The 25763-nt window shown below is 49.2% G+C and carries 26 protein-coding genes and 1 tRNA gene; 20 read left to right on the plus strand and 7 right to left on the minus strand.

From position 1 onward, the window contains the following. The first annotated feature begins 112 nt into the window (after positions 1 to 112). The 6 genes from EDC32_RS03255 to EDC32_RS16825 all read left to right on the plus strand — a co-directional run bounded on the left by EDC32_RS03255 (position 113) and on the right by EDC32_RS16825 (position 4277). Entirely contained in the window at positions 113 to 1147 is a 1035-nt protein-coding gene (locus EDC32_RS03255) for a GerMN domain-containing protein (protein WP_132220000.1), read from the plus strand. Positions 1148 to 1274: 127 nt separating this feature from the next. Then, entirely contained in the window at positions 1275 to 2030 is a 756-nt protein-coding gene (gene rph, locus EDC32_RS03260; RefSeq protein ID WP_132220001.1) for a ribonuclease PH, read from the plus strand. A gap of 212 nt (positions 2031 to 2242) precedes the next feature. After that, positions 2243 to 2875 (plus strand): XTP/dITP diphosphatase, encoded by a 633-nt coding sequence (locus EDC32_RS03265; protein WP_246026829.1) that lies wholly within the window; start codon positions 2243 to 2245, stop codon positions 2873 to 2875. Positions 2876 to 2880: 5 nt separating this feature from the next. Beyond that, on the plus strand, positions 2881 to 3384 hold the full coding sequence (locus tag EDC32_RS03270) for a metallophosphoesterase family protein (RefSeq protein WP_022736003.1): 504 nt from the start codon (positions 2881 to 2883) through the stop codon (positions 3382 to 3384). 156 nt (positions 3385 to 3540) lie between these two features. Further along, positions 3541 to 3617, plus strand: a tRNA-Arg gene (locus EDC32_RS03275). A gap of 465 nt (positions 3618 to 4082) precedes the next feature. Continuing rightward, positions 4083 to 4277, plus strand: a complete 195-nt coding sequence (locus EDC32_RS16825) for a GNAT family N-acetyltransferase (protein ID WP_132220921.1) — start codon at positions 4083 to 4085, stop codon at positions 4275 to 4277. 319 nt (positions 4278 to 4596) lie between these two features. On the opposite strand, the gene EDC32_RS03285 is transcribed toward EDC32_RS16825, so the two are convergent. After that, the gene (locus tag EDC32_RS03285) at positions 4597 to 5937 is read right to left on the minus strand and encodes a helix-turn-helix domain-containing protein (protein WP_158283212.1); all 1341 of its coding nucleotides are present in this window, start codon (positions 5935 to 5937) and stop codon (positions 4597 to 4599) included. Positions 5938 to 6226: 289 nt separating this feature from the next. Here EDC32_RS03285 and EDC32_RS03290 point away from each other — a divergent pair, with 289 nt between their 5' ends. The 14 genes from EDC32_RS03290 (at position 6227) to EDC32_RS03355 (ending at position 20610) form a co-directional block, all read left to right on the plus strand. After that, positions 6227 to 6517 carry a hypothetical protein gene (locus tag EDC32_RS03290; RefSeq protein ID WP_132220004.1) on the plus strand — a complete coding sequence of 97 codons (291 nt, stop codon included), beginning with the start codon at positions 6227 to 6229 and terminating at the stop codon, positions 6515 to 6517. Positions 6518 to 6533: 16 nt separating this feature from the next. Next, positions 6534 to 6824, plus strand: a complete 291-nt coding sequence (locus EDC32_RS03295) for a hypothetical protein (RefSeq protein WP_132220005.1) — start codon at positions 6534 to 6536, stop codon at positions 6822 to 6824. A gap of 466 nt (positions 6825 to 7290) precedes the next feature. Then, positions 7291 to 7830 carry a hypothetical protein gene (locus EDC32_RS03300; RefSeq protein WP_132220006.1) on the plus strand — a complete coding sequence of 180 codons (540 nt, stop codon included), beginning with the start codon at positions 7291 to 7293 and terminating at the stop codon, positions 7828 to 7830. Between the two features lie 284 nt (positions 7831 to 8114). Next, positions 8115 to 9407 (plus strand): trigger factor, encoded by a 1293-nt coding sequence (tig, locus tag EDC32_RS03305; RefSeq protein WP_022736009.1) that lies wholly within the window; start codon positions 8115 to 8117, stop codon positions 9405 to 9407. A gap of 83 nt (positions 9408 to 9490) precedes the next feature. Beyond that, positions 9491 to 10072: an ATP-dependent Clp endopeptidase proteolytic subunit ClpP gene (clpP, locus tag EDC32_RS03310; protein WP_022736010.1), complete on the plus strand. Its 582-nt coding sequence runs from the start codon at positions 9491 to 9493 to the stop codon at positions 10070 to 10072. 16 nt (positions 10073 to 10088) lie between these two features. Next, complete coding sequence (clpX, locus tag EDC32_RS03315) at positions 10089 to 11357, plus strand: ATP-dependent protease ATP-binding subunit ClpX (protein ID WP_022736011.1); 1269 nt, start codon at positions 10089 to 10091, stop codon at positions 11355 to 11357. Positions 11358 to 11517: 160 nt separating this feature from the next. Continuing rightward, on the plus strand, positions 11518 to 12654 hold the full coding sequence (locus EDC32_RS03320; RefSeq protein WP_246026830.1) for a lipid II:glycine glycyltransferase FemX: 1137 nt from the start codon (positions 11518 to 11520) through the stop codon (positions 12652 to 12654). 106 nt (positions 12655 to 12760) lie between these two features. Further along, the gene (lonB, locus tag EDC32_RS03325; RefSeq protein ID WP_132220007.1) at positions 12761 to 14437 is read left to right on the plus strand and encodes an ATP-dependent protease LonB; all 1677 of its coding nucleotides are present in this window, start codon (positions 12761 to 12763) and stop codon (positions 14435 to 14437) included. Positions 14438 to 14589: 152 nt separating this feature from the next. After that, positions 14590 to 16935: an endopeptidase La gene (gene lon / locus EDC32_RS03330; RefSeq protein ID WP_022736014.1), complete on the plus strand. Its 2346-nt coding sequence runs from the start codon at positions 14590 to 14592 to the stop codon at positions 16933 to 16935. Then, the gene (gene yihA, locus EDC32_RS03335) at positions 16916 to 17524 is read left to right on the plus strand and encodes a ribosome biogenesis GTP-binding protein YihA/YsxC (protein ID WP_022736015.1); all 609 of its coding nucleotides are present in this window, start codon (positions 16916 to 16918) and stop codon (positions 17522 to 17524) included. Before lon ends, yihA begins: the two co-directional genes overlap by 20 nt. Before the next feature lie 34 nt (positions 17525 to 17558). Beyond that, positions 17559 to 18656, plus strand: coding sequence for a D-alanine--D-alanine ligase (locus EDC32_RS03340; protein ID WP_132220008.1), 1098 nt, complete (start codon positions 17559 to 17561; stop codon positions 18654 to 18656). Between the two features lie 169 nt (positions 18657 to 18825). Next, on the plus strand, positions 18826 to 19719 hold the full coding sequence (locus tag EDC32_RS03345) for an ABC transporter permease subunit (RefSeq protein WP_022736017.1): 894 nt from the start codon (positions 18826 to 18828) through the stop codon (positions 19717 to 19719). Continuing rightward, positions 19712 to 20344, plus strand: coding sequence for an ABC transporter permease subunit (locus tag EDC32_RS03350; RefSeq protein ID WP_132220009.1), 633 nt, complete (start codon positions 19712 to 19714; stop codon positions 20342 to 20344). The genes EDC32_RS03345 and EDC32_RS03350 overlap by 8 nt, the downstream gene beginning before the upstream one ends. Next, positions 20338 to 20610, plus strand: coding sequence for a hypothetical protein (locus EDC32_RS03355; RefSeq protein ID WP_132220010.1), 273 nt, complete (start codon positions 20338 to 20340; stop codon positions 20608 to 20610). The genes EDC32_RS03350 and EDC32_RS03355 overlap by 7 nt, the downstream gene beginning before the upstream one ends. Positions 20611 to 20626: 16 nt before the next feature. Here EDC32_RS03355 and map read toward each other — a convergent pair whose 3' ends face one another. The 6 genes from map to EDC32_RS03385 all read right to left on the minus strand — a co-directional run bounded on the left by map (position 20627) and on the right by EDC32_RS03385 (position 25514). Beyond that, positions 20627 to 21382: a type I methionyl aminopeptidase gene (gene map, locus EDC32_RS03360; protein ID WP_132220011.1), complete on the minus strand. Its 756-nt coding sequence runs from the start codon at positions 21380 to 21382 to the stop codon at positions 20627 to 20629. Positions 21383 to 21399: 17 nt separating this feature from the next. Then, complete coding sequence (locus tag EDC32_RS03365) at positions 21400 to 21870, minus strand: hypothetical protein (protein WP_132220012.1); 471 nt, start codon at positions 21868 to 21870, stop codon at positions 21400 to 21402. Positions 21871 to 22027: 157 nt separating this feature from the next. Then, positions 22028 to 22852, minus strand: coding sequence for an ABC transporter permease (locus EDC32_RS03370; protein ID WP_132220013.1), 825 nt, complete (start codon positions 22850 to 22852; stop codon positions 22028 to 22030). Continuing rightward, positions 22836 to 23618: an ABC transporter ATP-binding protein gene (locus tag EDC32_RS03375; protein ID WP_132220014.1), complete on the minus strand. Its 783-nt coding sequence runs from the start codon at positions 23616 to 23618 to the stop codon at positions 22836 to 22838. The genes EDC32_RS03370 and EDC32_RS03375 overlap by 17 nt, the downstream gene beginning before the upstream one ends. A 3-nt stretch (positions 23619 to 23621) precedes the next feature. After that, complete coding sequence (locus EDC32_RS03380; protein ID WP_132220015.1) at positions 23622 to 24626, minus strand: ABC transporter substrate-binding protein; 1005 nt, start codon at positions 24624 to 24626, stop codon at positions 23622 to 23624. 174 nt (positions 24627 to 24800) lie between these two features. Beyond that, positions 24801 to 25514, minus strand: coding sequence for a glycoside hydrolase family 25 protein (locus EDC32_RS03385; protein WP_132220016.1), 714 nt, complete (start codon positions 25512 to 25514; stop codon positions 24801 to 24803). Between the last annotated feature and the right edge of the window lie 249 nt (positions 25515 to 25763).

A 25763-nucleotide genomic window follows, 5' to 3' on the forward strand; every position in this document is an offset into this window, starting at 1 on the left:
TTTTTCAGCCTGACGCCTGCCATTCGCGCAAATATTTACGAAAAGAGAGTGCTAAAATCCCTCCAAGACCGTATACATGTTACTACCATGACTTGTCCTGGAGGGATATGCAATGTCGAATTCACTGATAAAAAGGTCGTTCGCATGGCTGATTCTGCCGTTGATGCTCACTGGCTGTACTTGGGGGGACAAACCCGCTTCCCAAGCGATCGATCCTCCGCCGACCAACGCCAAGCTGGATGCTGAACCGGTCGCCGTCAAGCGGGCTGAGGTGAAAAAAGGGCGGGGGACCGAGCTTTATTTCTTGACGGATGCCGGCTATGTCGTACCCTATACAGTGGAGGTGCCGGCTACCAAGGAAGTGGCTAAAGCGGCGATGCGTCTGATGGTGAAAGGCGAAGCCGGTGAACAAATGCTGCCTGCGGGGTTTGAGCCGATATTGCCGAAAAACACCAAGATCAAGGCCCTAAACATTGAAGATGGCACGGCGACAGTCGATTTTTCGAAAGAATTTCTCAATTATCCCGCCGACCTGGAAGAAAAGGTATTGAGTGCGGTCACTTGGACATTGACCGGTTTCCCAAAAGTGAAAGAAGTCAACATCTGGGTAGAGGGAAAACCGCTGGCTGAGATGCCGAAGAAAAAAACGCCCGCTCTCCGTCTCACCCGTAACCGTGGCATCAACCTGGAAAGGGCTGAAGGGATTGACATCTCGAACAGCATGCCCGTGACACTTTATTTCTTGGGGCAAACACCAGACAATGAGGTGTATTATGTCCCCGTCACCCGGATGGTTAATCGGACGGAAAATGTGGCCCAGGCAACCCTTTCTGAATTAATCAAGGGTCCAAGTCAACAATCCTCCCTCTCCAGCGCCATCGATCAAACATTGCAAGTGAACAAGGTGAGTGTCAACAAGAACATGGTTGTCGCTGATGTGGGTGAACAGTTGTTGCAATACAGCGCGGATCATCGCGCCTCCAAAGACGCCGTCGGTGCGCTGGTTCTGTCCCTGACGGAGAACACAGGGTTAAAGCAAGTGAAGTTGACTGTCAACGGCAAACAAAATGTGAGCGTCTCCGGGAGCGCAGGGGATTTGACCAAGCCGGTCATGCGGCCGGAAAAAATCAATCCGCAATCGATGTAAAAAAACATAGGAACCAGAGAGATTTACACAGGAATGATCACAACGTCATTCCTTTTTTGTTTTCACATTCGGAAATTGAACATCGGGTATGCTATACTTAAGGGACTTCACACAGGAGGGGACATCATTGAGAGTAGATGGACGTGCACTTGATGAGCTAAGAAAAGTAGAGATGGAGCGTCACTACATCAAACACGCGGAAGGCTCTGTCTACATATCTGTTGGGGATACGCGCGTACTGTGCACTGCTACAGTTGAAGATCGCGTGCCTCCGTTTTTGCGCAACTCCGGCAAGGGTTGGATCACCGCTGAATATTCTATGTTGCCCCGCGCGACCCAAACCCGGACGATCCGTGAGGCCAGTAAAGGAAAACTGGGTGGCCGCACCATGGAAATCCAGCGCTTGATCGGCCGGGCTTTGCGCTCCGTAGTCGATTTGAACGCGTTGGGTGAACGGACGCTGTGGATTGATTGTGATGTTATTCAAGCGGATGGCGGAACCAGAACAGCATCGATTACCGGCGCGTTCATAGCCATGGTTGACGCATTGGTTCCCCTTGTTAAAAACGGCACACTCCCTGTGTTACCGATCAAGGATTTCTTGGCGGCCACCAGTGTGGGAATCATCGATGGGCAGCCATGCCTTGATCTTTGTTATGAAGAAGATTCCAGTGCGATTGTCGACATGAACATTGTTATGACTGGTGAAGGCAAATATGTGGAAGTGCAAGGTACGGGAGAGGAAGCCCCATTTTCGCCCGAAGAGTTGAACCAGCTTTTGACATTGGCAAAAAAAGGGACAGATGAATTGATTGCGTTGCAAAGCGAGCTGTTGGGAGAAGACGCGCAGTTGATCGGGGCTCAAAAAACAAGCAAATCCTAGCGGTTTGATTGTTTCTCAAAAGGTTCGCAAACCGCGGTGGGGCCAATCGGCGTGGCATAGGTAAGAGAAGGAAAGTTAGGCACATGCGATTGGTTCCACCATGGTGGTGCGGAGAGAGGTCGCTTCCGGCCATGCATTCGGCAAGGGTGAGTCCATGAACATGGGGCATGGGCTTTTTCTTGATAAAAATAAAGAAGAAAGGGTGGCGCCGAGTGAAAAAACGATGGCCGTTTCCCTATATCATCATCGCAACTAAAAACAAAGGTAAGTTGAAACAATTTGCTGACCTTTTTCAAGATCATCTCCATCTCAGGGTAAAAGGATTGGATGAGTTTCCGCAATTACCGGAAATCGTGGAAGATCGGGACACTTTTGAGGGAAACGCCCTTAAAAAAGCGGAAACCATTGCTGCTGCCCTGCAGGCGCCTGTCATTTCCGATGATTCTGGGTTGGTTGTCCCCGCTTTGCATGGTGCACCTGGTATTTACTCTGCCCGATACGCCGGGGAAGGTGCGACAGATGAAGCCAACAACGAGAAATTGCTGGCGGAGATGAGCGAGGTGCCTGATGAGCAACGACAGGGCAAGTATGTTTGCGCCATGGCGCTGGCTGTTCCGGGTGAGGAGAGCCAAGTGGTGCGCGGGGAGTGTCACGGTGTCATCACGCGTCAACCTCGCGGGCAGGAGGGGTTTGGCTATGATCCGCTGTTTTATGTTCCGGAAGAAGGGAAGACGATGGCTGAGCTTCCCAAGGAACGCAAATACCGGATCAGCCACCGCGCCAAAGCGACGGAAAAACTGATCCAGCTATTGAAGGCTCAATATGATTTTGACGGTGAGGAGTGAGCTTGATGAGAGTGCTAATCATAAGCGATTCTCACGGCGAAGCGAAGCTGTTAAACGAAATCGTCAAGCGGGTCAAAGCCGATCATGTGATTCACTGCGGGGATTTCTGTACGGATGAAGCGGAGTTGCCCAAAGTGCCGCTCACCGTGGTGCGTGGGAATTGCGATTGGGAGCAGGTTCCCCAAGAACAAATCTGGGAAGGTGAAGGAGTGCGTTTTTTCATCACCCACGGTCATAAATACCAAGTGAAAACGACGCCATTGCCCATGCGCTACCGGACGGAAGAGGTGGGAGCGCAGATTGGCTGTTTTGGACATTCCCACTTTCCATTTTGTGAAAAAGTGGGCGAGGTGTTGCTGATCAATCCGGGAAGCATTTCTTACCCTCGAGGGTTTCCACATGCCACCTACGCCGTGTTGGAGAAAACCGACAAAAAGCTGGCAGTGACCTATTATAAAACGGACGGGACGTTGATTACCGCACGCGGCTATGAGGAATCTTGGGCATAAATGAAGCAGAGCCGGGCTTTGCAGGAACCATGGCCTGGCTTTGCGCATAAATTGGAATGGAAAAAGAAAAATTAGCAAAAAAAAAGTCTTGACGAAGTGTTCTTAGATGAGTTAATATAATTTTGTCGCTGATGCGATATCATTGATATTCAACATGTCCCAGTAGCTCAGCTGGATAGAGCAGCGGCCTTCTAAGCCGTCGGTCGGGAGTTCGAATCTTCCCTGGGACGCCAAATCAGTTTACCGAATACACTTACCTTAGCCGTGTGTTGCATGTTGCTAAGGTAAGTGTATTTTTTATGTCGAGAAAAGCTGGCGAGTAACCAGACGGAATGATCGTAAACAGATGGACGGATTCGTTTGCCACAAGTGAATATGATTAATGAAGTAGTCAGTTCAAAACTCTGTATTTAAATGACGAATGAGTTAAAATAATTTTATTTAAAGTACGTTTTAAAATAAATCATGGGGCTATTCTCGTGAGAACTGAGCAAGTTAATATTCGACCAATGGAAGAGCAAGATAAAGAGAGATCGAAAAGCTATGGAAGATGCACAAAAACAAGCATCTTTAGAAGCTGTCAATAACCCTGAATCTAACATTTTTGTTGCCGAAGACTCAAACGGTTTGTTTTTGGGATATATCCAGCTCGGAGAATTTACGGACTCGTTCACTAAGACTAAACAAGGGTTGATTCAATAGCAGTAGCCAAAGAAGCCGAAGGGAAAGGAGTCGGCAAGTCTTTAATGCGCTTTGCTGAGAAGTGGGCAAAAGAACAAGGATATGGAACAATTGTATTGTATGTTTTCGCAAATAACAAAAAGGCGCGTAGTCTGTATGAAAAAATGAATTATACAGAGGAAACGATTAAATATGTGAAAATACTGGACTAATCAGGATGACGGCCGAAAAATTTTCTGAAGTCTAAAATCGACGGTATGTTCATTCGTATAGGCGATGATCGGATACAGGTGCCGATCAGCGGCATACGCCAAATCAGAATATATATAGCATCATGTCGGTGTTGTGCTGCATGAATCAATATCAAACAACGGATAAGCTGCCTAAAGGGCGGTTTTTTTGTAAATAAACATAAGCCATTTTCCATTCAACCGAGTGGGAAAATGGCTTCACGTTCACAGAAATTTGTTTTATTGGCGATCGGGCTCGTCATCGTTGTCTTCTCTTGGCAGGCGCACTAAGGCGGAAATGTCATACCTCATAAATTTCCTCCTCACTTTGTAAATTCAATTTTTGCTGAAGATTGAGAAGTTTTTTGATCGTGACTTTCCATTCGGTTTCTGCCTTCATACTATCAAAGCACTTGGCCATCTGCAATAATGCGGTGTACTGACGCTTTGGCAGGTTTGCCTGAAGCGCGGCTTGCTCAGCCTCCTGGTAGCAGGGAATCGCTTCCGCAAATTTGTGTTGCGCCGCGTAGATGTTGCCGGCGACAATCAATGCTTTGGACAATTGGTTTCGGGTGGCACGCCGGGCGATCTGAAGCGCGCTGTCGATGTGCTGTTCCGCTTTGGGCCAATTTTTTTCATGGGAATAAATGATGGATAGATAGATCAAGGCGTCAATATGGCTACGGGGATGATTGCGTTCATAATCATAATTGAGCACCATTTGGAAGCAGTTTTCAGCTTTGTCGCATTGTTTTTGAAGCAGATAAACACTGCCTAAAATGTTCATGATATCAAGATAGCGGTTTTGGATTTTATTGCAGATGCCGATGTTGATGCCTTCTTTGCAGATCTCTATGGCTTCGCTGTATTTTTCCATTCTGCGCAACAGGATGGCCCGATATTTGTATATGTTGAGCAAAGTATATAAACTGCTTCTGATGTGAAAGCGCTTGGCCCACAACTCATCGACGATTTGTTTGGCTGCCTCGAACCGGGTCATGTTCAGGAGATAAAGCGCTTTGTTACATAGCATGGGGTGTTTCACGTCCCGCCCGCCATTGCGCTCCGAATATGCATCCAGCCCCTTTTCCACGTAATGGAGGGCTTTGCTCATGTTGTTTTGTACATAGTGGCAGATGCTTAATTCGTTGTAACAGATGGAGACGATGTTGTCTCTGGAGCACAATTTGTATTGGTTGTTTAAGCGGATTGCCAGTTTGTAATGCTTCTCGGCTTTGGTGTATGCCTTTTTCGCGTGGAAACACCGCCCCTCCAGGTATGTATAAAAAGGGGCGAGGGGGTGGTAACGTTCGATGGCAATGCTTTTGAGCAATTGCTCCGCATGTTCTACCAGTTTGTTGTTGTCCAGCATGGCTTCGATCAACTGAAGTTGAAAAGAGAGTTCTTCCATGCGTTCCAACTCTTTTTTGACCAAATTTTTCAGTGTCGCTTCATTAAGTCCCAGTTTGGTGAGGTATTTGGTTACGGTTTTCACATCCACATTCCCCACACCGCGTTCAATGTTGGAAATGGTGCCGTACGACATGGTGGCGTCGGCGATGTCCTCTTGACGATAGCCGTTTTCTTTTCTCACTTTGCGCATGACGTAACGAACAACATGTGGGTCAAGTCCATATACCATGCGTTTCCCTCGCTTTGTTGGTAATGAGTCGGCGTGCCGCTGTGAAAGGAGGCCAAGGGAGAGCAAGAGAGTGTCCATTTAACGGAATTGGCTTAAATCAATGCGGATGGGGGTACGAAGAAGGCGTCCTTTCGTGCTTGTGCCAATGAAAAAAGAAATGATTTAAAGGAATGATATTAAATCAAATTTGTATTGTATGAATATATTAAATTATATTACAATTTATATAGATAAGCTATTCATTTATAAAATGAATGGTTCGAGCTGAAATCGAGGGAGGTGAAGGGGGATGCTATCGATCACGGTGAAGGGGAATGCCCATAAAGTAAATCATTTCCTTTATGAGTTAAGCCAACTGATGAAATTAAAACTGATTCCAGAGGAAGTGGAAGTGACAGATGCGGAGGAGAGAGAGGTAACCTGCGATGTGCAACATCAGCCGGCAAGCAAATTGAGTGTTGTCCGTTTGCAAGATCGTTCCGGTTGTGAGATTGCGATTCCAATGCTCGATCTGGTGTGTGCGGAGTTGGAGGATGGCAAGTATGTGTTGACCGGCCGCTGTTATGACCTATTCTCTTAACAATGGGTGTGAGGGAATGCTTTGCGAAACGATGAGATTGTACTTGTCCCGTATATATTGCCAGGACTGCGACCGTTTTGTCACGCGGCATCATTGCCAGACGGTCATGCCGAGAATGGGGCAAGTTCATCAGTGTCCCCACTGTCACGATCAAAAGAAACGTGTGATTCGCTACTGGCGTACCCAGATGATTGATGATGTGGAAGAGATGGGACGGATGTTGAGTTGTACGCCATTTAACCATGCCGAGGTGCAGCAACTTGAGGTGGGGACCATAACGGTGAGTCGCTATGAACGCAGGGAATAAAAAAAGAGCCAACAAAACGGCTCTGAACTATGCGATGTTAGTTTGCCCTTATTATAACATGATTTGGATGGAAATGGAATGCGCGCGGGCGAAGACGATGCAAAACGGCCTTAGGAGGATGGAGTGGAATCAGATAGATCGATGAAGACGGTGACGGTCAGCCTTGGCTTGTGCATAGTGTCACATGAGAGGGGAGCAAGCGGAGCGAAGCACGTGGAGTCACTTTCACGCTTGCAGTACGAATGTGAGCAGACGCCTTCGTTTTCGGTGAAACGGAGGCGTTTCTACGTTCCAGCATCGTGTGCTTGTATAACGTCAGGATGGACTTCCGGGGCGTGTCTGATGAATAGTACATCCCAACTAACTTGATTTGCCTGACAGACCCCGGTCAAGATGATAATGCAGATCATTCTGATTACTGATATGATAGGGATAACTAATCAACGTCGCAAAGGAGGATTGACGGATGATCCGCCATTTGCACAAAATGCACTTGCAAGAGAAATGCGCTGTGGATATCACAGACTGGACGCGACGGATTGAGCAGGTGATTGAAAAGCTGGAGTGGTCGTTAAAGTACATCGAGGCGAACAAACAGAAGGCAATGAAGGCGTTGCAGGGAGCGGTGGAGCTAGAGCATACGCTACAAAATTCGGGGATTGAGGTGCAGAGTTTCCACTTGGGCACGGTAATTAAAGAAATTATCGAAAACTTCCTGGCGATTACCGATATGGATGACGCTTACCGGGATTTGATCGGGCTGAAAGATGAAGTGGCCAAGCACATCGAGCGAAAGCGCTACCAAGAAATCATCTCAGCAGAGGAATTGGCCGCGCTAGAATCGCTTCACATGGATCTGAACAGTTATGGAAAGCGGCTGAAAAAAGTATGGAGCAGCGAAGAGGTGAGCGGGATCGTCTACATTGTGGATGATGTCTTGGAGTTTTTGAAAGAGATGATCACGGAGGACATCGTCCATGTCAACCTTGCGCCAAAGCGATCTTGACCCCCCGCTGCTGTTTTTCCAGCGGGATCGGGTTGTGGAGTGGCATGGTATATCTTGGTTCATCCTTTACATCCCGACGCTCCTGAAGTAACATAAAGTAAGTTGGCAAGAAGGCTACATAACAACTTGTTTCTCCCCCTTTGCCCAAGGGGTTACGCCTGTTGACGTTGTTTTCTTGCAAAGCGGGCGCGCTGTGTTATAATGAAAGGGTTATTGTGGCTTTATTGACTACTTTGAAATCGGACTGATGTCAATCATTCATAGATTGCAGGAGGGTACAGTTAATGAAGGCAAGTTGGGAAAAAACAGAAACAAACAAAGGCGTACTTACAGTAGAAGCCGATGCACAAAAAGTGGCAGAAGCATTGGATCAAGCATTTAAAAAAGTCGTGAAACAAGTAAACATCCCAGGATTCCGCAAAGGGAAAGTTCCACGTCCCATCTTTGAAAAGCGTTTCGGTGTAGAGGCCCTCTACCAAGACGCGTTGGATATTCTGCTGCCGGAAGCTTATGAAGCAGCGGTAAACGAAACCGGCATCGAGCCAGTGGATCGTCCGGAGATCGACATCGAGCAATTGGAAAAAGGATTGCCTCTGATCTTCAAAGCGACGGTGACGGTGAAGCCGGAAGTAACTCTGGGCGAATACAAAGGACTGGAAGTAGAAGACAAAGATTTCTCCGTCAAACCGGAAGATGTGGATGCTGAATTGGAGAGAATGCGCAAGCAACAAGGCCAATTGGAAGCGATTGAAGACGGCGTAGTGGAAAACGGCGACCGTGTAATCATCGACTTTGAAGGATTTGTTGATGGTAAAGCCTTTGAAGGGGGCAAAGCCGAACGATATACCTTGGAAGTAGGTTCTGGCACATTCATCCCTGGGTTTGAAGACCAATTGGTTGGCATGAAAGTCGGCGAAGAGAAAGACGTTAACGTCACTTTCCCAGAAGAGTACCATGCGGAAGAGTTGAAAGGGAAACCAGCCACCTTCAAAGTGAAATTGCATGAAATCAAGCGTCTCAACCTGCCGGAGCTGGATGATGAATTCGCGCAAGATGTGAGCGAATTTGACACATTGGCTGAGCTGAAAGCTGACATCGAAAAAAACCTGAACGAAAGAGCGGCAAGAGAGAAAGAAAACTATATCCGTAATGAATTGGTAGAGCTGGCTTCGGAAAAAGCCGAAGTGGAAATTCCGGAAGTCATGATCGAAAATGAAGCCGAAAACATGTTGCACCAATTTGAACAACGCCTGATGCAACAAGGGCTTAACTTGGATCTGTACGCCCAATTCACTGGTCAGGATAAAGACGCACTGAAAGCGCAATTCAAAGATGATGCAGGCAAACGTGTACGTGCCAACTTGGTGTTGGAAGCGATCGCCAAAGCAGAAAACATCGAAGTAACTGAAGCAGACATCGAACAGGAAATCCAAGAAATGGCTAAAGAGATGAGCCGTGAGGCGGATGAAGTTCGCCGTATCTTGGAGGCACAAAACGCGCTGGAGTCCGTCAAAGAACAACTTCGCGTTAAGAAAACGATTGATCTACTTGTATCCGAAAGTAAAAATAAGGCATAATGGTGATAGGGAGTCAGGGAACGGGGCACGTGAAACTACGTGCCTTGTTTTAAAATTTGTAACTCCGAAATGAGGTGTTTCCTATGCCTTTAGTCCCAATGGTCGTGGAGCAGTCCAACAGGGGCGAACGTGCGTACGACATTTACTCCCGGCTATTGAAAGACCGGATCATCTTTCTGAGTGGTCCGATTGATGATAACGTCGCAAATCTCGTTGTAGCCCAATTGTTGTTTCTCAGCGCAGAAGACCCGGAAAAAGACATTCATTTGTACATAAATTCTCCCGGCGGCTCCGTGACGGCTGGCTTGGCTATCTACGATACCATAAACCATATCCAGCCCGATGTATCCACCATTTGTGTGGGCCTGGCGGCTAGCATGGGTGCTTTCCTGCTAGCGGCTGGAACCAAAGGGAAACGTTATGCCCTGCCAAACAGTGAAGTGATGATCCATCAACCACTGGGTGGCGCCAGAGGGCAAGCTTCCGACATAAAGATCCACGCGGATTGGATTTTGCGCACCAAAGACCAACTTAACAAAATTTTGGCTGAACGCACTGGGCAGCCATTAGATAAGATTGCGCGCGACACAGATCGTGACTTCTTTATGAGTGCCGAAGAAGCGAAAGAATACGGCCTCGTGGATCAGGTGATGGCACGGACTTAGGAAAGGGGTGAGAGACATGTTCAAATTCAACGAAGAAAAAGGGCAGCTCAAATGTTCCTTTTGCGGCAAATCGCAAGATCAAGTGCGCAAATTGGTCGCAGGTCCGGGTGTTTACATCTGTGACGAGTGCATTGAGCTGTGCAACGAAATAGTTGAAGAAGAACTGGGGAACGAAGAGGATATCGATCTGGCGAACTTGCCCAAACCGCAAGAGATTTGCCAAATCCTTGATCAATACGTCATCGGCCAGGAACATGCGAAAAAATCGCTGTCTGTCGCGGTGTACAACCACTACAAACGCATCAACTCACATACGGCCAAGTCGGATGAGGTGGAATTGCAAAAGTCCAACATCATGATGCTGGGTCCCACGGGGAGCGGGAAAACCTTGCTGGCCCAAACGCTGGCTCGCATCTTGAATGTTCCTTTCGCCATTGCCGACGCAACCTCACTCACGGAAGCGGGATATGTTGGGGAAGATGTGGAAAACATTCTGCTCAAACTGATTCAGGCTGCCGATTACGATATTGAAAAGGCCGAGCGCGGCATCATTTATATCGATGAAATCGACAAAGTGGCTCGCAAATCGGAGAACCCATCTATCACCCGTGATGTTTCAGGAGAAGGGGTGCAACAAGCACTGCTGAAGATTTTGGAAGGAACTGTTGCGAGTGTGCCCCCGCAAGGTGGTCGTAAACACCCGCATCAAGAGTTCATCCAAATTGACACCAGCAATATCCTGTTCATCTGTGGTGGCGCGTTCGATGGATTGGAGACCATCATTAAGCGCCGGATCGGTAAAAAAGTGATCGGTTTTGGCATGGATACGCAAACGGTCACCATGAAGCCGGGCGAGTTCTTGCGGATGGTTCTGCCGGAAGACCTGTTGAAATTCGGATTGATTCCGGAATTCGTCGGTCGTCTGCCGGTCATTTCCACCTTGGAACCGCTGGATGAAACCGCTTTGGTGCGCATTTTGACAGAGCCCAAAAACGCTCTTGTTAAGCAGTACCAAAAACTGCTCGAAATGGACAATGTTGAGTTGGAGTTCGAGATGGAGGCCTTGGAGGCGATTGCTCAAGAGGCCATCAAACGCAAAACGGGTGCGCGCGGCTTGAGAGCGATCATTGAGTCGATTATGCTTGATGTCATGTTTGAGCTGCCGTCCCGGGATGATGTCATCAAGTGCGTGGTTACCAAAGAAACGGTAGTCCATGGCGTGTCCCCCAAATTGATGACAAAAGAAGGACACGTTCTCAACAACAAACAAGAAGAAACTGCTTAGCCATAAAAGCGCGAAATTTGGCATCTGCTTTTCCAAGGCAGATGCTTTTTTCATTTAGTCGTGATATGTTAAAATGTAGGAGTTTCCATTCGACAATGGAGCGGTTCTACTGCTTGTATGGTAGGGCTGCTTTTTCGATAAAGAAAGAGGTGAAAGGGATATGTTGAAAATTGTTGCAATTGATCGTGAACGCTATATCAATTTTGTCAAAACCCAACCTTATCGCAATTTTTTGCAATACCCTTCATGGGCGGATCTCAAGCGGGAATGGCAATGGAATAGCGATTTCTTAGGCTGGGTAAACAAAGATGGCAAGATGGTTGGCGGCGCGGTTGTGCTGTACCGCAAAGTGCCAGGCATGAATAAATTTTTGGCATACATACCTCGTGGTCCGATTATCGACTGGTTTTCCGACCGCAACATGAAAGAATGGTTTGTTCCTTTGTTCAATCATTTGAAACAACGTCAAGTATTTAGCGTCAAAATGGATCCCCCGCTGGTGCGCCGGAAATGGTCTTGCGATACGATCAATCAATCCATCCAAGAATTCAAATCACACGGTTTGCGTGGGAGACGGTTGACGGATATCCGTCCGGATCAGGTGTTTAACGCAGTAGAATACGTTCAGCAGGAATTGGCTGACATGGGATGGCGGAAGCATGTGGTGGAAGACAGTTTTGAAACGGTGCAGCCGCAGTTCGTGTATCGGCTCAACATGAAAAACAAGACGCTGGAAAAAGTGTATAAAGGGTTCCATCCTTACTGGCAAAACCGTATCAAAAATGCGGAGCAGGACGGGATTCGCGTCCAATTGGGTACGGAGCGGGATTTGCCGGAATTTCACCGGCTACTGGCTTTAGCGGCAAAACGCGAAAAATCGCAAGTTCGCGATGTGTCTTATTTTGAAAAAATGTTTGAAACGTTGATATTGGAAGACCCTTATCGCGTTCGCCTTTATTTGGCCCGTAAGGGGGACAAGCTGTTGAGCACATCGCTTGCCGTGCGCGTCGACGGCCACACCTGGGATTTATATAACGCCCGGTTGAGTGAAACCATGGAAGAGCCTTCTCCTTATCTGTTGCGTTGGAAAATGATCCAAGATGCCTATCAGCAGGGAGATCGCATCTTTGATTTCCGTGGGATCAGCACCACGTTGGACGAGCACCACCCCAATTTTGAATTGTTGCATTTCAAAATGGGTTTTGGGGGCGAAGCGTGCGAAATGGTCGGCGAATGGGATTACCCGGTGATTCCGATGTTGCACTGGGCGTTTGACATGTATATGAAGCGGCGCTAGGACAGTGGGGAAGGAAATAAAAACATGAGTAGCCCTTCATGTTGGCGGTCATAATACAAAACAAAGAAACGGTGAGTTCCGCGAAGCAGAAAGGAATGGGCGTCAAATGAGTTGGACTGCTTTACTCATGTTTTTACAAGTGTTCTTCTCCATCGTCATCGGGTTATACTTTTGGAACTTGCTTAAAAGCCAACAGACACACCGTAGCGCCGTGGATCGCGAAGCCAAGAGGGAATTGGAGAAATTGCAATCCATGCGCAAGATTTCCCTTACGGAACCGTTGGCGGAAAAGACCCGGCCCTCGGAATTGAGCGAAATCATCGGGCAAGAAGAAGGGATACGCGCGTTGAAGGCGGCCATGTGCGGCCCCAATCCCCAACATGTGATCATTTATGGTCCGCCAGGGGTGGGCAAAACGGCTGCGGCGCGCATTATTTTGAAAGAAGCCATTAAAAATAGCGCTTCGCCCTTTACCCGGGACGCCAAATTCGTGGAGATCGATGCGACGACGGCACGGTTTGATGAAAGGGGCATCGCAGACCCGCTGATCGGTTCTGTGCATGACCCAATCTACCAAGGGGCGGGGGCGATGGGAGTCGCCGGCGTCCCCCAGCCCAAGCCCGGAGCGGTAACAAAAGCGCATGGGGGAGTTTTGTTCATCGATGAGATCGGTGAATTGCATCCGGTGCAGATGAATAAGCTCCTGAAAGTGTTGGAAGATCGCAAAGTTTTCTTCGAGAGCGCTTACTATAGCTCTGAAGATAGCAACACCCCCAGTCACATCCATGATATTTTTCAAAATGGGATGCCTGCTGATTTTCGACTGATCGGCGCCACCACTCGCACGCCTGCCGAAATCCCGCCGGCCATACGCTCCCGGTGCATGGAGATCTTTTTCCGTCCCTTGTTAGCCCATGAGATCGAACAAGTGGCCGAACAAGCGTTAAAACGCATCAATTTTGACTACGAGCCGGAAGCGGTTCAAGTGATTACCCGTTATGCGACGAACGGGCGTGACGCGGTAAACATCGTTCAAACAGCTGTCGGGCTTGTCTTGTCGGAAAATCGCCGAGTGGTTGAGGCGAGAGATGTGGAATGGGTTGTCCACAGCAGTCAGCTCAATCCGCGGCCAGAGCAGAAAATGCCGGTTGCTCCGCAAGTGGGATTGGTGACGGGATTGGCGGTGTACGGCCCTCATCTGGGCACCGTGATCGAGATTGAAGTGACAGCTACACCCGCAGAATCAGGCAAAGGGTGCATCCAGATCACCGGAGTGGTCGAAGAAGAAGAGATGGCCGGACGCGAGCGTACCATCCGTCGCAAAAGCATGGCTCGGGGTTCTGTTGAAAATGTGATCACTGTCTTGAGGCAAAGCACGAACCTGAATCCCGATGCTTATCATTTGCACATAAACTTCCCAGGCGGTATGCCGCTTGATGGCCCTTCGGCAGGGGTGGCGATCGCCACGGCTATTTATTCGGCAATCAAAAGGAAACCCGTAGATCATCGGTTGGCGATGACGGGTGAATTAAGCATACACGGCTATGTCAAGCCAGTGGGAGGGATCATAGCCAAAGTTGATGCGGCCAAACAAGCAGGTGCGACCAGAGTATTGATACCGCGTGAGAATATGCAATCCATTTTCGAGCACATGGAAGGGATTGAAGTGATTCCCGTAGAACGGATTGAAGCGGTATTGGATCTGGCACTTGTAGAGGAGGAAAAGCAGACCGAGGACGCGACAGTGCCGTCCGTGTTTGCCCCCACCTCGGCGCCAGTGTGAATGTAAGTGCGGAATTGGCCTGGACAAACGTGCCAAGTCGGCCTCCCGCAGTGGGAATCCGACTTGGTTATGTCATAGACAAAACAAATCGAATAAGATAAAATCGTACAAAGTTATTCAGTTCCTTGAGTGTCAGCAACGGAGGTGCATGTATGGCTGTAAAAGAAGAGGAACGCACATTGCCTTTGCTCCCTTTAAGAGGGTTGATTGTCTTTCCGACAATGGTTTTGCATTTAGACGTGGGGCGGGAACGCTCTGTTCAAGCTTTGGAAAAGGCAATGGTTGATGATGAACATCATATTTTACTTGCGACACAAAAGGAAATTCAAATAGAAGAACCTTTGGCCGAAGACATTTATGAGATCGGCACGGTCGCCAAAGTGAGGCAGATGCTCAAATTGCCCAACGGCACCATTCGGGTTCTGGTGGAAGGGTTAAAAAGAGCCCGTATCAAGGAATATGTAGATTCAGAAGAATGTTATATCGTCACTTATGAAGAGTTGGCAGGCATAGATGAGGGAGATATGGACACGGAAGCCCTGATGCGCTCCGTATTGGACCATTTTGAACAATACTTGCGTCTGTCCAAAAAAGTCTCTCCTGAAACCTATTCTGTCGTGTCTGACATTGAAGAACCGGGACGCCTTGCCGATGTGATCACTTCTCATCTGCCCCTCAAGATTTCCGACAAACAGTCCATTCTCGAAACGATTGATGTCAAAGCACGTTTGGAAAAATTGCTCGCCATCATCCATAACGAGAAAGAAGTGCTGGAGCTTGAGAAGAAAATCAGTTCGCGCGTGAAAAAACAAATGGAAAAAACGCAAAAAGAATACTATCTGCGCGAACAGATGAAAGCCATTCAAAAAGAGTTGGGAGAAAAAGAAGGGCGCCTCGCCGAAGCGGAAGAGTTGCGTGAGAAGCTGGCAGAATTAGAGGCTTCGGAAGAGGTCAAAGAGAAGATCGAAAAAGAGATCGATCGTTTGGAGAAAATCCCGACCACATCTGCTGAAGGCGGCGTGGTGCGCACGTATATCGAGTGGTTGCTTGATTTGCCTTGGCAGCGGGTGACTGTGGACGATCTGGACTTGGCCAAAGCGGAAACCATCTTGGATGAAGACCATTATGGACTTGAAAAGGTAAAGGAACGGGTCTTGGAATACTTGGCCGTGCAGCAGATGGTGAAACAGTTGAAAGGGCCAATCCTCTGTTTGGCGGGTCCTCCCGGAGTGGGGAAAACGTCATTGGCACGTTCCATCGCACGGGCATTAAATCGTCATTTTGTGCGGATTTCCCTAGGCGGCGTGCGCGATGAAGCGGAAATTCGCGGCCACCGGCGTACCTACGTGGGTGCGATGCCCGGACGGATCATTCAGGGGATGAAGCAAGCCGGTAGCGCGAACCCCGTCTTCTTGTTGGACGAAATTGATAAAATGTCAATGGATTTCCGTGGTGATCCATCAGCGGCGTTGTTGGAGGTTTTAGATCCGAACCAAAACAACACATTCAGCGATCATTACATAGAAATTCCTTTTGACCTTTCCAAAGTGATGTTCGTAACCACGGCCAACGCTGTGCACAACATTCCACGCCCGCTTTTGGATCGGATGGAAGTGATTTACATCTCCGGGTACACTGAGCTGGAAAAGGAGCAAATTTCCAAATCGTACCTGATTCCCAAGCAACTGAAAGAACATGGGCTGACCAAAGAGCAATTGCAAATTCAGGGTGCGGCTACATTGAAGCTGATTCGCCATTATACCAGGGAAGCGGGCGTACGCAACCTGGAACGTACGATTGGTACATTATGCCGCAAAGCTGCCAAGCAGATTGTGTCAGGTAAGAAGAACAAAGTTGTTATCACGGCCAAGAATTTGGAAGAATACCTCGGCCCAGAAAAATTCCGGTATGGTCGGGCAGAAGAGACAGATCAAGTCGGCATGGCCACCGGTCTCGCTTGGACGGAGACAGGCGGCGATACGTTATCGGTTGAAGTCTCACTCTTGCCGGGCAAAGGAAAATTGACCTTGACCGGTCAACTGGGGGACGTGATGAAAGAATCAGCGCAAGCGGCGTTCAGCTTCATTCGTTCCCGGGCGGAAGCGCTCAACATCGACCCCGATTTTCATGAGAAAATGGATGTTCATGTTCATGTGCCGGAAGGAGCGATTCCCAAAGATGGGCCATCCGCCGGGATTACCATGGCTACCGCATTGGTGTCGGCCTTGACCAACATTCCGGTATCCCGCTTTGTGGCGATGACTGGGGAGATCACGTTGCGCGGACGGGTGCTACCGATTGGTGGATTAAAAGAGAAAGCGCTCAGCGCTCATCGAGCCGGCATTCAACATGTGATCATTCCAAAAGACAATGAAAAAGACCTGGAGGAAATTCCAAAAAGCGTTCGCAAAGATTTGGTTTTCACCGCGGTCAGCCAAATGGATGAGGTGTTGAAGTTGGCGTTAGTGAGGGATCCTTATGATCGTGAAAACAACTGAATTTGTGATAAGCGCTGTGAAGCCGGCGCAGTATCCAGACGACGCCCTGCCAGAATTCGCGCTGGCTGGGCGTTCCAATGTGGGCAAATCTTCGTTGATCAACTGCCTGATTCGGCGCAAAAACTTGGCCCGTACAAGTTCCAAGCCTGGCAAAACGCAGACGATCAACTTCTATAAGATCAATGATGCCTTATATTTTGCTGATGTGCCGGGCTACGGCTTCGCCAAAGTGCCTAAGAGCGTGCGCAATGCTTGGGGAAAGATGATGGAAACGTACCTGAGTCAGCGCGACGAGCTCAAGGCGGTGATTCAGGTGGTTGACTTGCGCCACCCGCCAAGCAATGATGATTACAATATGTATCAATACTTGAAGCATTTCGGCATTCCCACCATTGTTGTGGCAACCAAAGCGGATAAGATTTCAAAAGGGCAATGGCAGAAACATTTGAAAGTAATCAGAGAAGGGCTTGAGCTTCAAAAAGGAGACCCACTCATCTGCTTTTCTTCCGAAACGGGACAAGGGCGCGATGAAGTGTGGCGGGAAATCACCCAACGAATGGAAGAACAGAATGCAGAGCTAACCACATAAACATGAGTCATAACAGAAGAAGGGGTGGGGAAGGATGAGCAAGAAATTACGGGTGGCCGTACTGTTTGGGGGAAAATCGGGAGAGCATGAGGTCTCTTTGGCTTCGGCTTCTTCAGTGATGAAAGCGATGGATCACGAGAAATACGACATCATACCCATCGGTATCACTCAAGAAGGATCGTTCCTCTTGGGGCAAGCTGCATTGCCGATGTTGGAAGGAAAGGCGGAACAGGCGGAGATCAACCGCTTGCAACAGCTGATGCCCGCCGTGACGACCGGGACGCATGCATTGCTTGCGTTTCAGCGAGAAGAGATCGATGTCGTGTTTCCGGTATTGCATGGTACTTACGGGGAAGACGGGACGATTCAAGGATTTCTGGAGATTGCCAACATCCCTTACGTAGGTGCTGGTGTACTGGCTTCCAGCGTTGGTATGGATAAAGCCGTTTCCAAAAAGGTGTTTGCCGAAGCCGGCTTGCCACAGGCCAACTATGTCTCTTTCTTGAAGGCTGACTTGGTGCGCAATCAAGAAGCGGTGCTTGCGCGCATCGAAAAGGAATTGGGTTACCCTTGTTTTGTCAAACCGGCTAATCTCGGTTCCAGTGTGGGGATTTCCAAAGCGAGAAACCGTGAGGAACTGATCGAGGCGCTCGCTTTGGCGTCGGCGTATGACCGGAAAATCGTGGTCGAAGAATTTGTGCCGGCTCATGAAGTGGAAGTTGCGGTATTAGGCAATGACGAACCGGAAGCTTCTGTGCCGGGAGAAATTGTCTCGTCCAATGAGTTTTATGATTACAAAGCAAAATATATCGATGGCAAATCGGTCATGCGCATTCCCGCTGAACTGCCTCAAGACACCGCCGAGCAACTGCGTGAAATGGCGATTCGCGCGTTTAAGGCCATTGATGGTAGCGGACTGGCGCGGGTGGACTTCTTCATCCGCAAAGACACGGGTGAGATCTTGTTGAACGAAATCAACACGATGCCAGGGTTTACCCAATTCAGCATGTATGCAAAATTGTGGGAGCATTCCGGCTTGACCTACGCGGAACTGGTAGACAAATTGATCCAGCTGGCCCTGGAACGATATGAGGAAAAAAGCCAGCTTCGCACCGACTTTGCCGCTGAATAACAACAAGGGACCCCTTTTCCATTTGGAAAGGGGGTTTTTTGTGTTTTGTTGCAATATACAAGGGAGACAAGCGGCCGAGTGGAAAGGCTATTTGAAAAAATGAAAAAGAATTTATATGTTATATTGGAATTGTTTGATATTTATAACAACAAAGGCAGGAGTCGATCTTATGATACGCCGTTGGAGTTCGTCTTTCTTTGCCGTGCTGGCGCTGGTCTTTTTGTTGGCGCTGTGCCCTTTGCTGCCGTTTGGAGAGATAGTGGAGCCAACTAAGCAGATTCAATCGGTTAGTCAAGCAATTCACTCGGTGGTTGACTATTTCGCCGGCATTTATAGTGGCGAAAGTTTGATGTATAACCGATTACATAACTTGGAGCTGGTGCATGAAAATTTCTTGCAGGCGGTTTGGCCGCTGTTTTGGTATTCTTGCGCTTATGTGGGCGGAGCCGGGGTGATCGCCTTGTTCCTTGGGATCTGGGTGGGAGTGCGGTTTGCCAGTTCCACAGGTTGGTTGAAAGAAGTGGTGGGGTTTTGCAATGTAGTTCCCGATCTCATGATGGCCATGACATTGCAATTATTGGTCATCTGGGTGTATAAGCGAACAGGAGTGCTGCTCGCCAATGTGATGACCATCGAGCAAGAAGAGGCGGTGTTGTTGCCGATATTGGTGTTATTTATCTTGCCTTTTGTCTACGTTGTGCGTCTGGTTTCCCATCTCACTTATGCCGAATTGAGCAAAGAGTATGTATTGTTAGCCAAAGCAAAAGGCATTCCGCGCTCGGCCATTCTCAACAGGCATGTCTTGCGCAATGTGTTGCCACAGGTAAGGGCACACTTGCCCCAATTGGTGTCCGCGATGATCGGAAGTATGATTGTTGTGGAGCAGTGGATGAACGTTAATGGTGTGGGTTGGTTTATCCTGCATAAGTTTGAGATTACGCCACTGCTTACCTATCCAGTGTTGGTCAATTCGCTGTTCCTGTTGGTCATCTTGTTTATGTGCCTTTACGGCTTGATGCGGCTGGCATTTTCGCTGATTGTCAGGGGGGTAGCTCATGATTAAACGGAAATTACGCCGTCCAGTCGCTTTTTATACAGGAATGGGGTTGCTTTTATTATTGTCGCTGGTGGCGCTCATCGGGCCGTGGGTGATTCCCTACTCTCCTCATCAAATGTTTTTGCTCCCCGTCAGGGCTGGGGAAATCGTCGGGCCGCCAGAACTTCCTTCGGAGAGGCATTGGTTGGGGACGGATGTGTTTGGTCGCGATATGTTGACGTTGGTTCTGTTGGGGCTGCGTTACACATTGCTGACCGTTTTGTTGGTAGCGGGGCTTCGCATCTTGTTTGGTGGGATGATTGGCGTACTAAAAGGATTGTCCCCGCAGGCAGGGAAGCGCCGCCAGGATGGTACGCTGATGCGGGTAGCCCGGCTATTCCCAGTGTTTTTCATTGCTTTTTTTCTGTTGTTTAACATCAACCAAATGGAAAGTGTGGAGGTGCTGACCATCGCCTTGATTCAACTGGCGGTGTTGGTGTTGATCGGTATCCCACAGGTGGCACATATTTTTAAAGCATATGTGATTGAATGGAAGGGGCAAGCGTTTGTGGAGGCCTCGAAACTCATGGGTGGCAGCAAATGGTGGCTAGTGCGTAAGCACTTGTGGCCGTGGAATGTATCCTGGTGTTAAATTTGTTGGGACAACTGGGGGTGTTGGGGGTTTTTGTCGGCGGAATGATTCGCATAGAAAATGTGTTTGAACGGGAACATGCGATCACTCGTTCATTTGAGTGGGCGGGATTGTTGACGCAGAACAAAAGCTTTGTCATTTCTTATCCGGAAATTATCCTGATCCCGGTTGGATTGTTTCTGTTGTTGCTGTTTTCATTATATTTGGTGTCGCGGGGGCTGGAGCGGGGTTACCAGCGGGAGCGAGAGGAATATCCATACGTGTGAAGCGGGCGCTTTTTTGTCAGGCGCCCGCTTCGCCTTGATCAGTTAGAATCTCCGGGCCGTCTTTGGTGATGGCGATGGTGTGTTCATACTGGGCCGCGAGACTGCCGTCCACAGTTTTGGCTGTCCAGCCATCTGCTGCAATGGTGACATGATGGTTGCCCAACGTCAGCATCGGTTCAATTGTGATCACCATGCCTTCTTTTAGCAATGGGCCTTGGTGGGGTGGCCCGTAGTGGGGCACTTCCGGCTCTTCATGGATGCGCTGCCCGATCCCGTGGCCGATAAACGGGCGAACGACGCCATACCCTTTAGATTCAGCAAAAGTTTGGATCGCGTGGGAGATGTCTCCGACGCGGTTTCCCACTTGTGCTTGGGCGATGCCGCGGTACAGTGATTCTTTGGTGACTTCTAGCAACCGTTGCGCAGCTTCGCTGATCGTGCCGACGGGGTAAGTCCAAGCCGAATCGGCCAACCAGCCGTTATAGTTCACCACCATGTCGATAGTTACGATATCTCCTTCTGAGAGTGGGGTTTTGTGGGGAAATCCGTGGCAGACTTCATCATTGATGGAAGCGCAAGTGGCATAAGGATAGCCCATGTATCCTTTTTGCTCTGGGGTGGCCCCGTACCGCTTTAAATAGGATTCTACCCATTGGTCGATGTCCCAAGTGGAAACGCCCGGGCGGATGCGTTTGCGAATTTCCCGGTGGCAGGCAGCCAAAATTCGGCCGGCTGTTCGCATGTGACGAATCCCTTCCGATGATTTGCTCATTGGCTTGACTCCTCGCATTATTTTTTGGACAAGAAGATCAATCCCAAAACGACAATAAAAACCGGCCAATAGTTGTGCAAAACGGTGGTGACAGGGGAAACGATCGGCAGTTCCGTGACACCCGGATAAGCGACCACACCTGTCAAGACCAAGATGCCGCCCACGATCCCGCTCATGTTGTGTTTGGTAAGGAGGTACTGTAATAAGACGGACAAACCGACGAAGACGAGCAGGATACTCCAGTGGTTGGGCCAGCCATCTACATATTTTATGCCCCAGACCGACAATCCGAGAAAGGCAATTAACCCAGCCCATAAGGCCAAGGAGCCGATTCGTTTTAGAAAAGCGACAAATAGCAAGATCGCTCCGATTAAAAACATGATAAAGGGCCAGGTAATAAATGATTGGAGCGGAGCGAGTTCAAATTTGGTTACCAACAACAAGGCTCCGCCAAGGATCAGGATAAATCCGATCAGCTTTGATTGCATGAAAAGCGTCTCTCCTTGAAGATCAGTAGATTTTTCCTTTTCCATCTTATCACAATTCAGAGACGAGTCAGGACAGAAAAATGAAAAACGAGGTGGCGTCGGTGTCAGACGTCCCCCCCGTTTTTATCCGATAATTTGGTTGCCGGCGACCACTACATCAACCGCGCTGACGGTGGCGCAACAACCGGGCTTCCAACCAAGCGATCAATTGGTACATTACAGTAGCGATGATGGCCACTACCACCAAGCTCAACATGACCAGATTGAGATTGAACACTTGGAATCCATAAATGATCAAATAACCAAGTCCTGCTTTGGACACCAGGAATTCGCCGACGATCACTCCCACCCAGGCTAATCCCACATTTACTTTTAAAGCGGCAATCATGTCGGGGATGCAGGCAGGGAAGATGATTTTGCGGAAGATTTGGCTGCGGGTGGCGCCAAACGAGCGGGCCAGGTGCAGATAGCTCTCATCCACGCTCTGGAAGCGGGTGTAGATGACCAAGGTAGTAATGATGATCGTGATAGCGACGGCCATGGCCAGGATGGAGGCGCCATTGGCACCCAATGTCACAATAAACAAAGGACCTAAGGCCACTTTGGGCATGCTGTTTAAAATGACGAGGTAAGGGTCAAGCACGCGTGACAGAAACGGAGATGCCCAAATGCATGTGGCCAAGCTAATCCCACCGACAGTGCCCAGGATGAATCCGGCGGCTGTCTCCAATGATGTCAAACCGATGTGATGGAACAGTTCGCCTGCCGTTGCCAATTGTACCGCCTGCGACCAGATGAGAGACGGACTACTGAAGAGAAACGGATCAATCCAGCCGACACGGGCCGCCCCTTCCCACACTGCCACAAAGGCGATGAAGAGCAGGATGCGAAGGACCCATACCCATGTTTGCCGGATGCGAAGCCGACGCAGGTAAAGGGCGTGATGGGGACTTGCCGCACCGCGCTCAAGCCAGCTTTTCAATGCGATTCACCTCCCGCCACAACTCGCTAAACAACGAACGGAAGGATGGATGGGCTCTCGCTTCCAGAGGGGGAAGCGCGCGGATGTCTTCCGGAATCGGGAGTGTGTACCTGATTTGCCCCGGTCGTCCGCCTATGACGAGGACGCGGTCTCCGATGGCGATCGCTTCCTCCAGATCGTGGGTGACCAATATGGCCGTTTTCTGTTGCTCTTTCAACACGTTTGTCAGCAGGTGCTCCAAGTGGATTTTGTTTTGGATATCCAGTGCAGAGAAGGGTTCATCTAATAGCAGAAGATCGGGGCGTACCGCCAAGGTGCGAACGAGGGCCACGCGTTGCCGCATGCCTCCTGACAGTTGGTGGGGGTAGTGGTGGGCTACATGGGATAAGCCCATTTCATCCAGAAGCCGGTGTGTGTCGGCGATCGCCGCGGCGGTGGCTTGTCGGCGAAGTTCCAAGCCGAGGATCATGTTTTGTGCGACGGTGCGCCATGCCAGCAGTCCGTCTTTTTGCAGCATATAGGCGATTCGGGGAGAAGGGCTGTTCACCGGGTCACCGAACAACTGAATGCGCCCGCTGGCGGGGGTAATTAATCCTGCGATCAGAGAGAGGATGGTGCTCTTGCCACATCCGCTAGGGCCGACCAAGACCACGAATTCCCCGCGTTGGACGGTCAGGGAGAGCGAGCGGATGGCGGTTACCTCTTCCGTCTTGGTAAAGTAAGTGTGCGTGAGGTCTTCAATCTGTACCGCGTAGTCCGAGACCATGTTTTATCCCTCCTTTACCACGTGGCTGGCGATTTCCGTATTGACCAGCTCACTGTAAGGAATGGATTTGGGCAGTTCCCCGCTTTCTTTCATAATGCGTAACAGGTGATTGTACTCTGGCTCCTCAATCATCGGGGAAGTGGCATAGGACTGTTGCTCTTGATAACGTTTTACGACGCGGATCAGGATGTCTTTGCTGGTGTCGGGGAAGTGACTTTGGATGGCGGTGGCCACTTCTTCAGCGGAGTGGGAAGCGACCCATTGTTGTGCTTGATAGATGGCGCGGGTGAAACGTCGGGCCAAATCAGGATGTTGCGCAAGCCATTTCTCTTTGGCGAGATAACAGGTATATGGCAGGCGTCCGCTGTCTTTGCCGAAAGAAGCCACAATGGTTCCTTTGCCGGCTTGCTCGATTTTGGAGGCAGTGGGTTCAAACAGTTGGGCGAAATCGCCAGTTCCTGCGAGAAACGCATTGCCCAAGTTTTTGAAGTCTACATTCTGGATGATGTTAACATCCTGATGAGGGGCTAAGCCGTTGATGCGTTGTACATATTCGCTCACCATCTGGGGCATCCCCCCACGCCGCTGGCCGAGCAGTTTTTTTCCTTTTAACATGCTCCATTTGAATGAGGAAATGGGTGTCCGCGAAACGAGGAATGTCCCATCGGTTTGTGTCAGTTGAGCAAAGGCGTTGACGGGTTGGTTGGTGGAGCGGGCGGTCACATAAATGGCTGCTTCAGCACCGACCAAAGCAATATCGGCATCACCAGAGAGCAGGGTCGCCATCGTTTTGTCGCCACCGTTGCCGTTGGTTAACTCGATGTTAAGCCCTTCCTGTTTAAAAAAGCCCTTGCTCAGAGCGACGTATTGTGGGGCATAAAAGAGGGAATGCGTCACCTCGACCAGTCGGATTTGATTCGACGGGGCAGAGGGGGAACAGGCGGCGAGCAGACAAGCGATGCAGATTATCAACAACCGGATGCAAAACGGTTTGATTTTCTTTGCCATCAAACGCCACCTCTTTTTCATTGGATTAATTTCATTTTGACATTTCCGGCGAAATTTGACAAGAAATTGGCAATATTCTGCTGTTTAATCCGTTTTCATAGCTTAAATGAAGGGGAAGGCGATGCCGAAAGATTAACATTGTCCTCTTCCCCGTCCAAGCCAGTTTAGGAGGTTTCACTTCGCGGTGGTGAATTGTTGCAGAAACTCGTCAAGTTCCCCATGATAGGCATTGATGTCCACATATGTGTCGATGCCTCGGATACGTCCGCGGTTGCAGTATTGCCAGAAAAGCCAATCCCGGTTTAAGGTAGGGAATTTTTTGATGTCGCGGATCCAGATGGGATGAGTCGGGAAGCTCGACGCGATGTATTGCCCGTATGTATCATACGTCACATAAAGGATTGGTTTTTGGCCATAGTGTTGTTCCAAGCGCTGGGAGAGCACCATCAACTCCTGATGCACTTTCTGTCGGTCGTGGTTTAAGTGAATTTCCACATCGATCACAGGGGGCAGGCTGTCAGGCTCTTTGGGGACGGTACGGATAAAATTGTCCGCCTGCCGCGCGCCTGGGCTTTGCATGGAGAAAAAATGGTAAGCGCCTACGAGCAATCCCTGTTTTTTCGCCTCCCGCCAATTTTCCTTAAAGCGTTTGTCAATGAAGTCTTGGCCTTCAGTGGCTTTGATAAACACGAAGCGAAAATCATGTTCGGCCCGGACCGTTTGCCAATCAATGACGCCCTGGTGATGGGAAACGTCTAAGCCTTTTACTTGATAAGGCCACGCAAACAGGTCATTGTGCCAAATGATTCCAAAGTATTCGAGTGCGGCGGCGAGGGCCAACAGAACAAAAGCGATTGGGATGAGGATGTAGCGTAGATAAGATCTCATAGCAGTTTCCCTCTCTATGATGTCAACTTATATTGTAAAGAGAAGTACTTGTTGAACAAGTTGGCAAGGGAGCAAAAAGATGAACAATGACCGACAAATTCTCCGATTGCGATGCCGCCAGCTGTCCGGCCCTTCAAAATCTGTTCACAGCCCAGAACTTGGGATTGAAAAAGGTTGTGCTATAATGTAATTTGATTGAGAATGATTTTTTCGACCAGCTTAGCCCGAAAAGCGGCTAAACTGAAGTTC

The sequence above is a fragment of the Laceyella sacchari genome, assembly GCF_004343255.1.
GTDB lineage: Bacteria > Bacillota > Bacilli > Thermoactinomycetales > Thermoactinomycetaceae > Laceyella > Laceyella sacchari.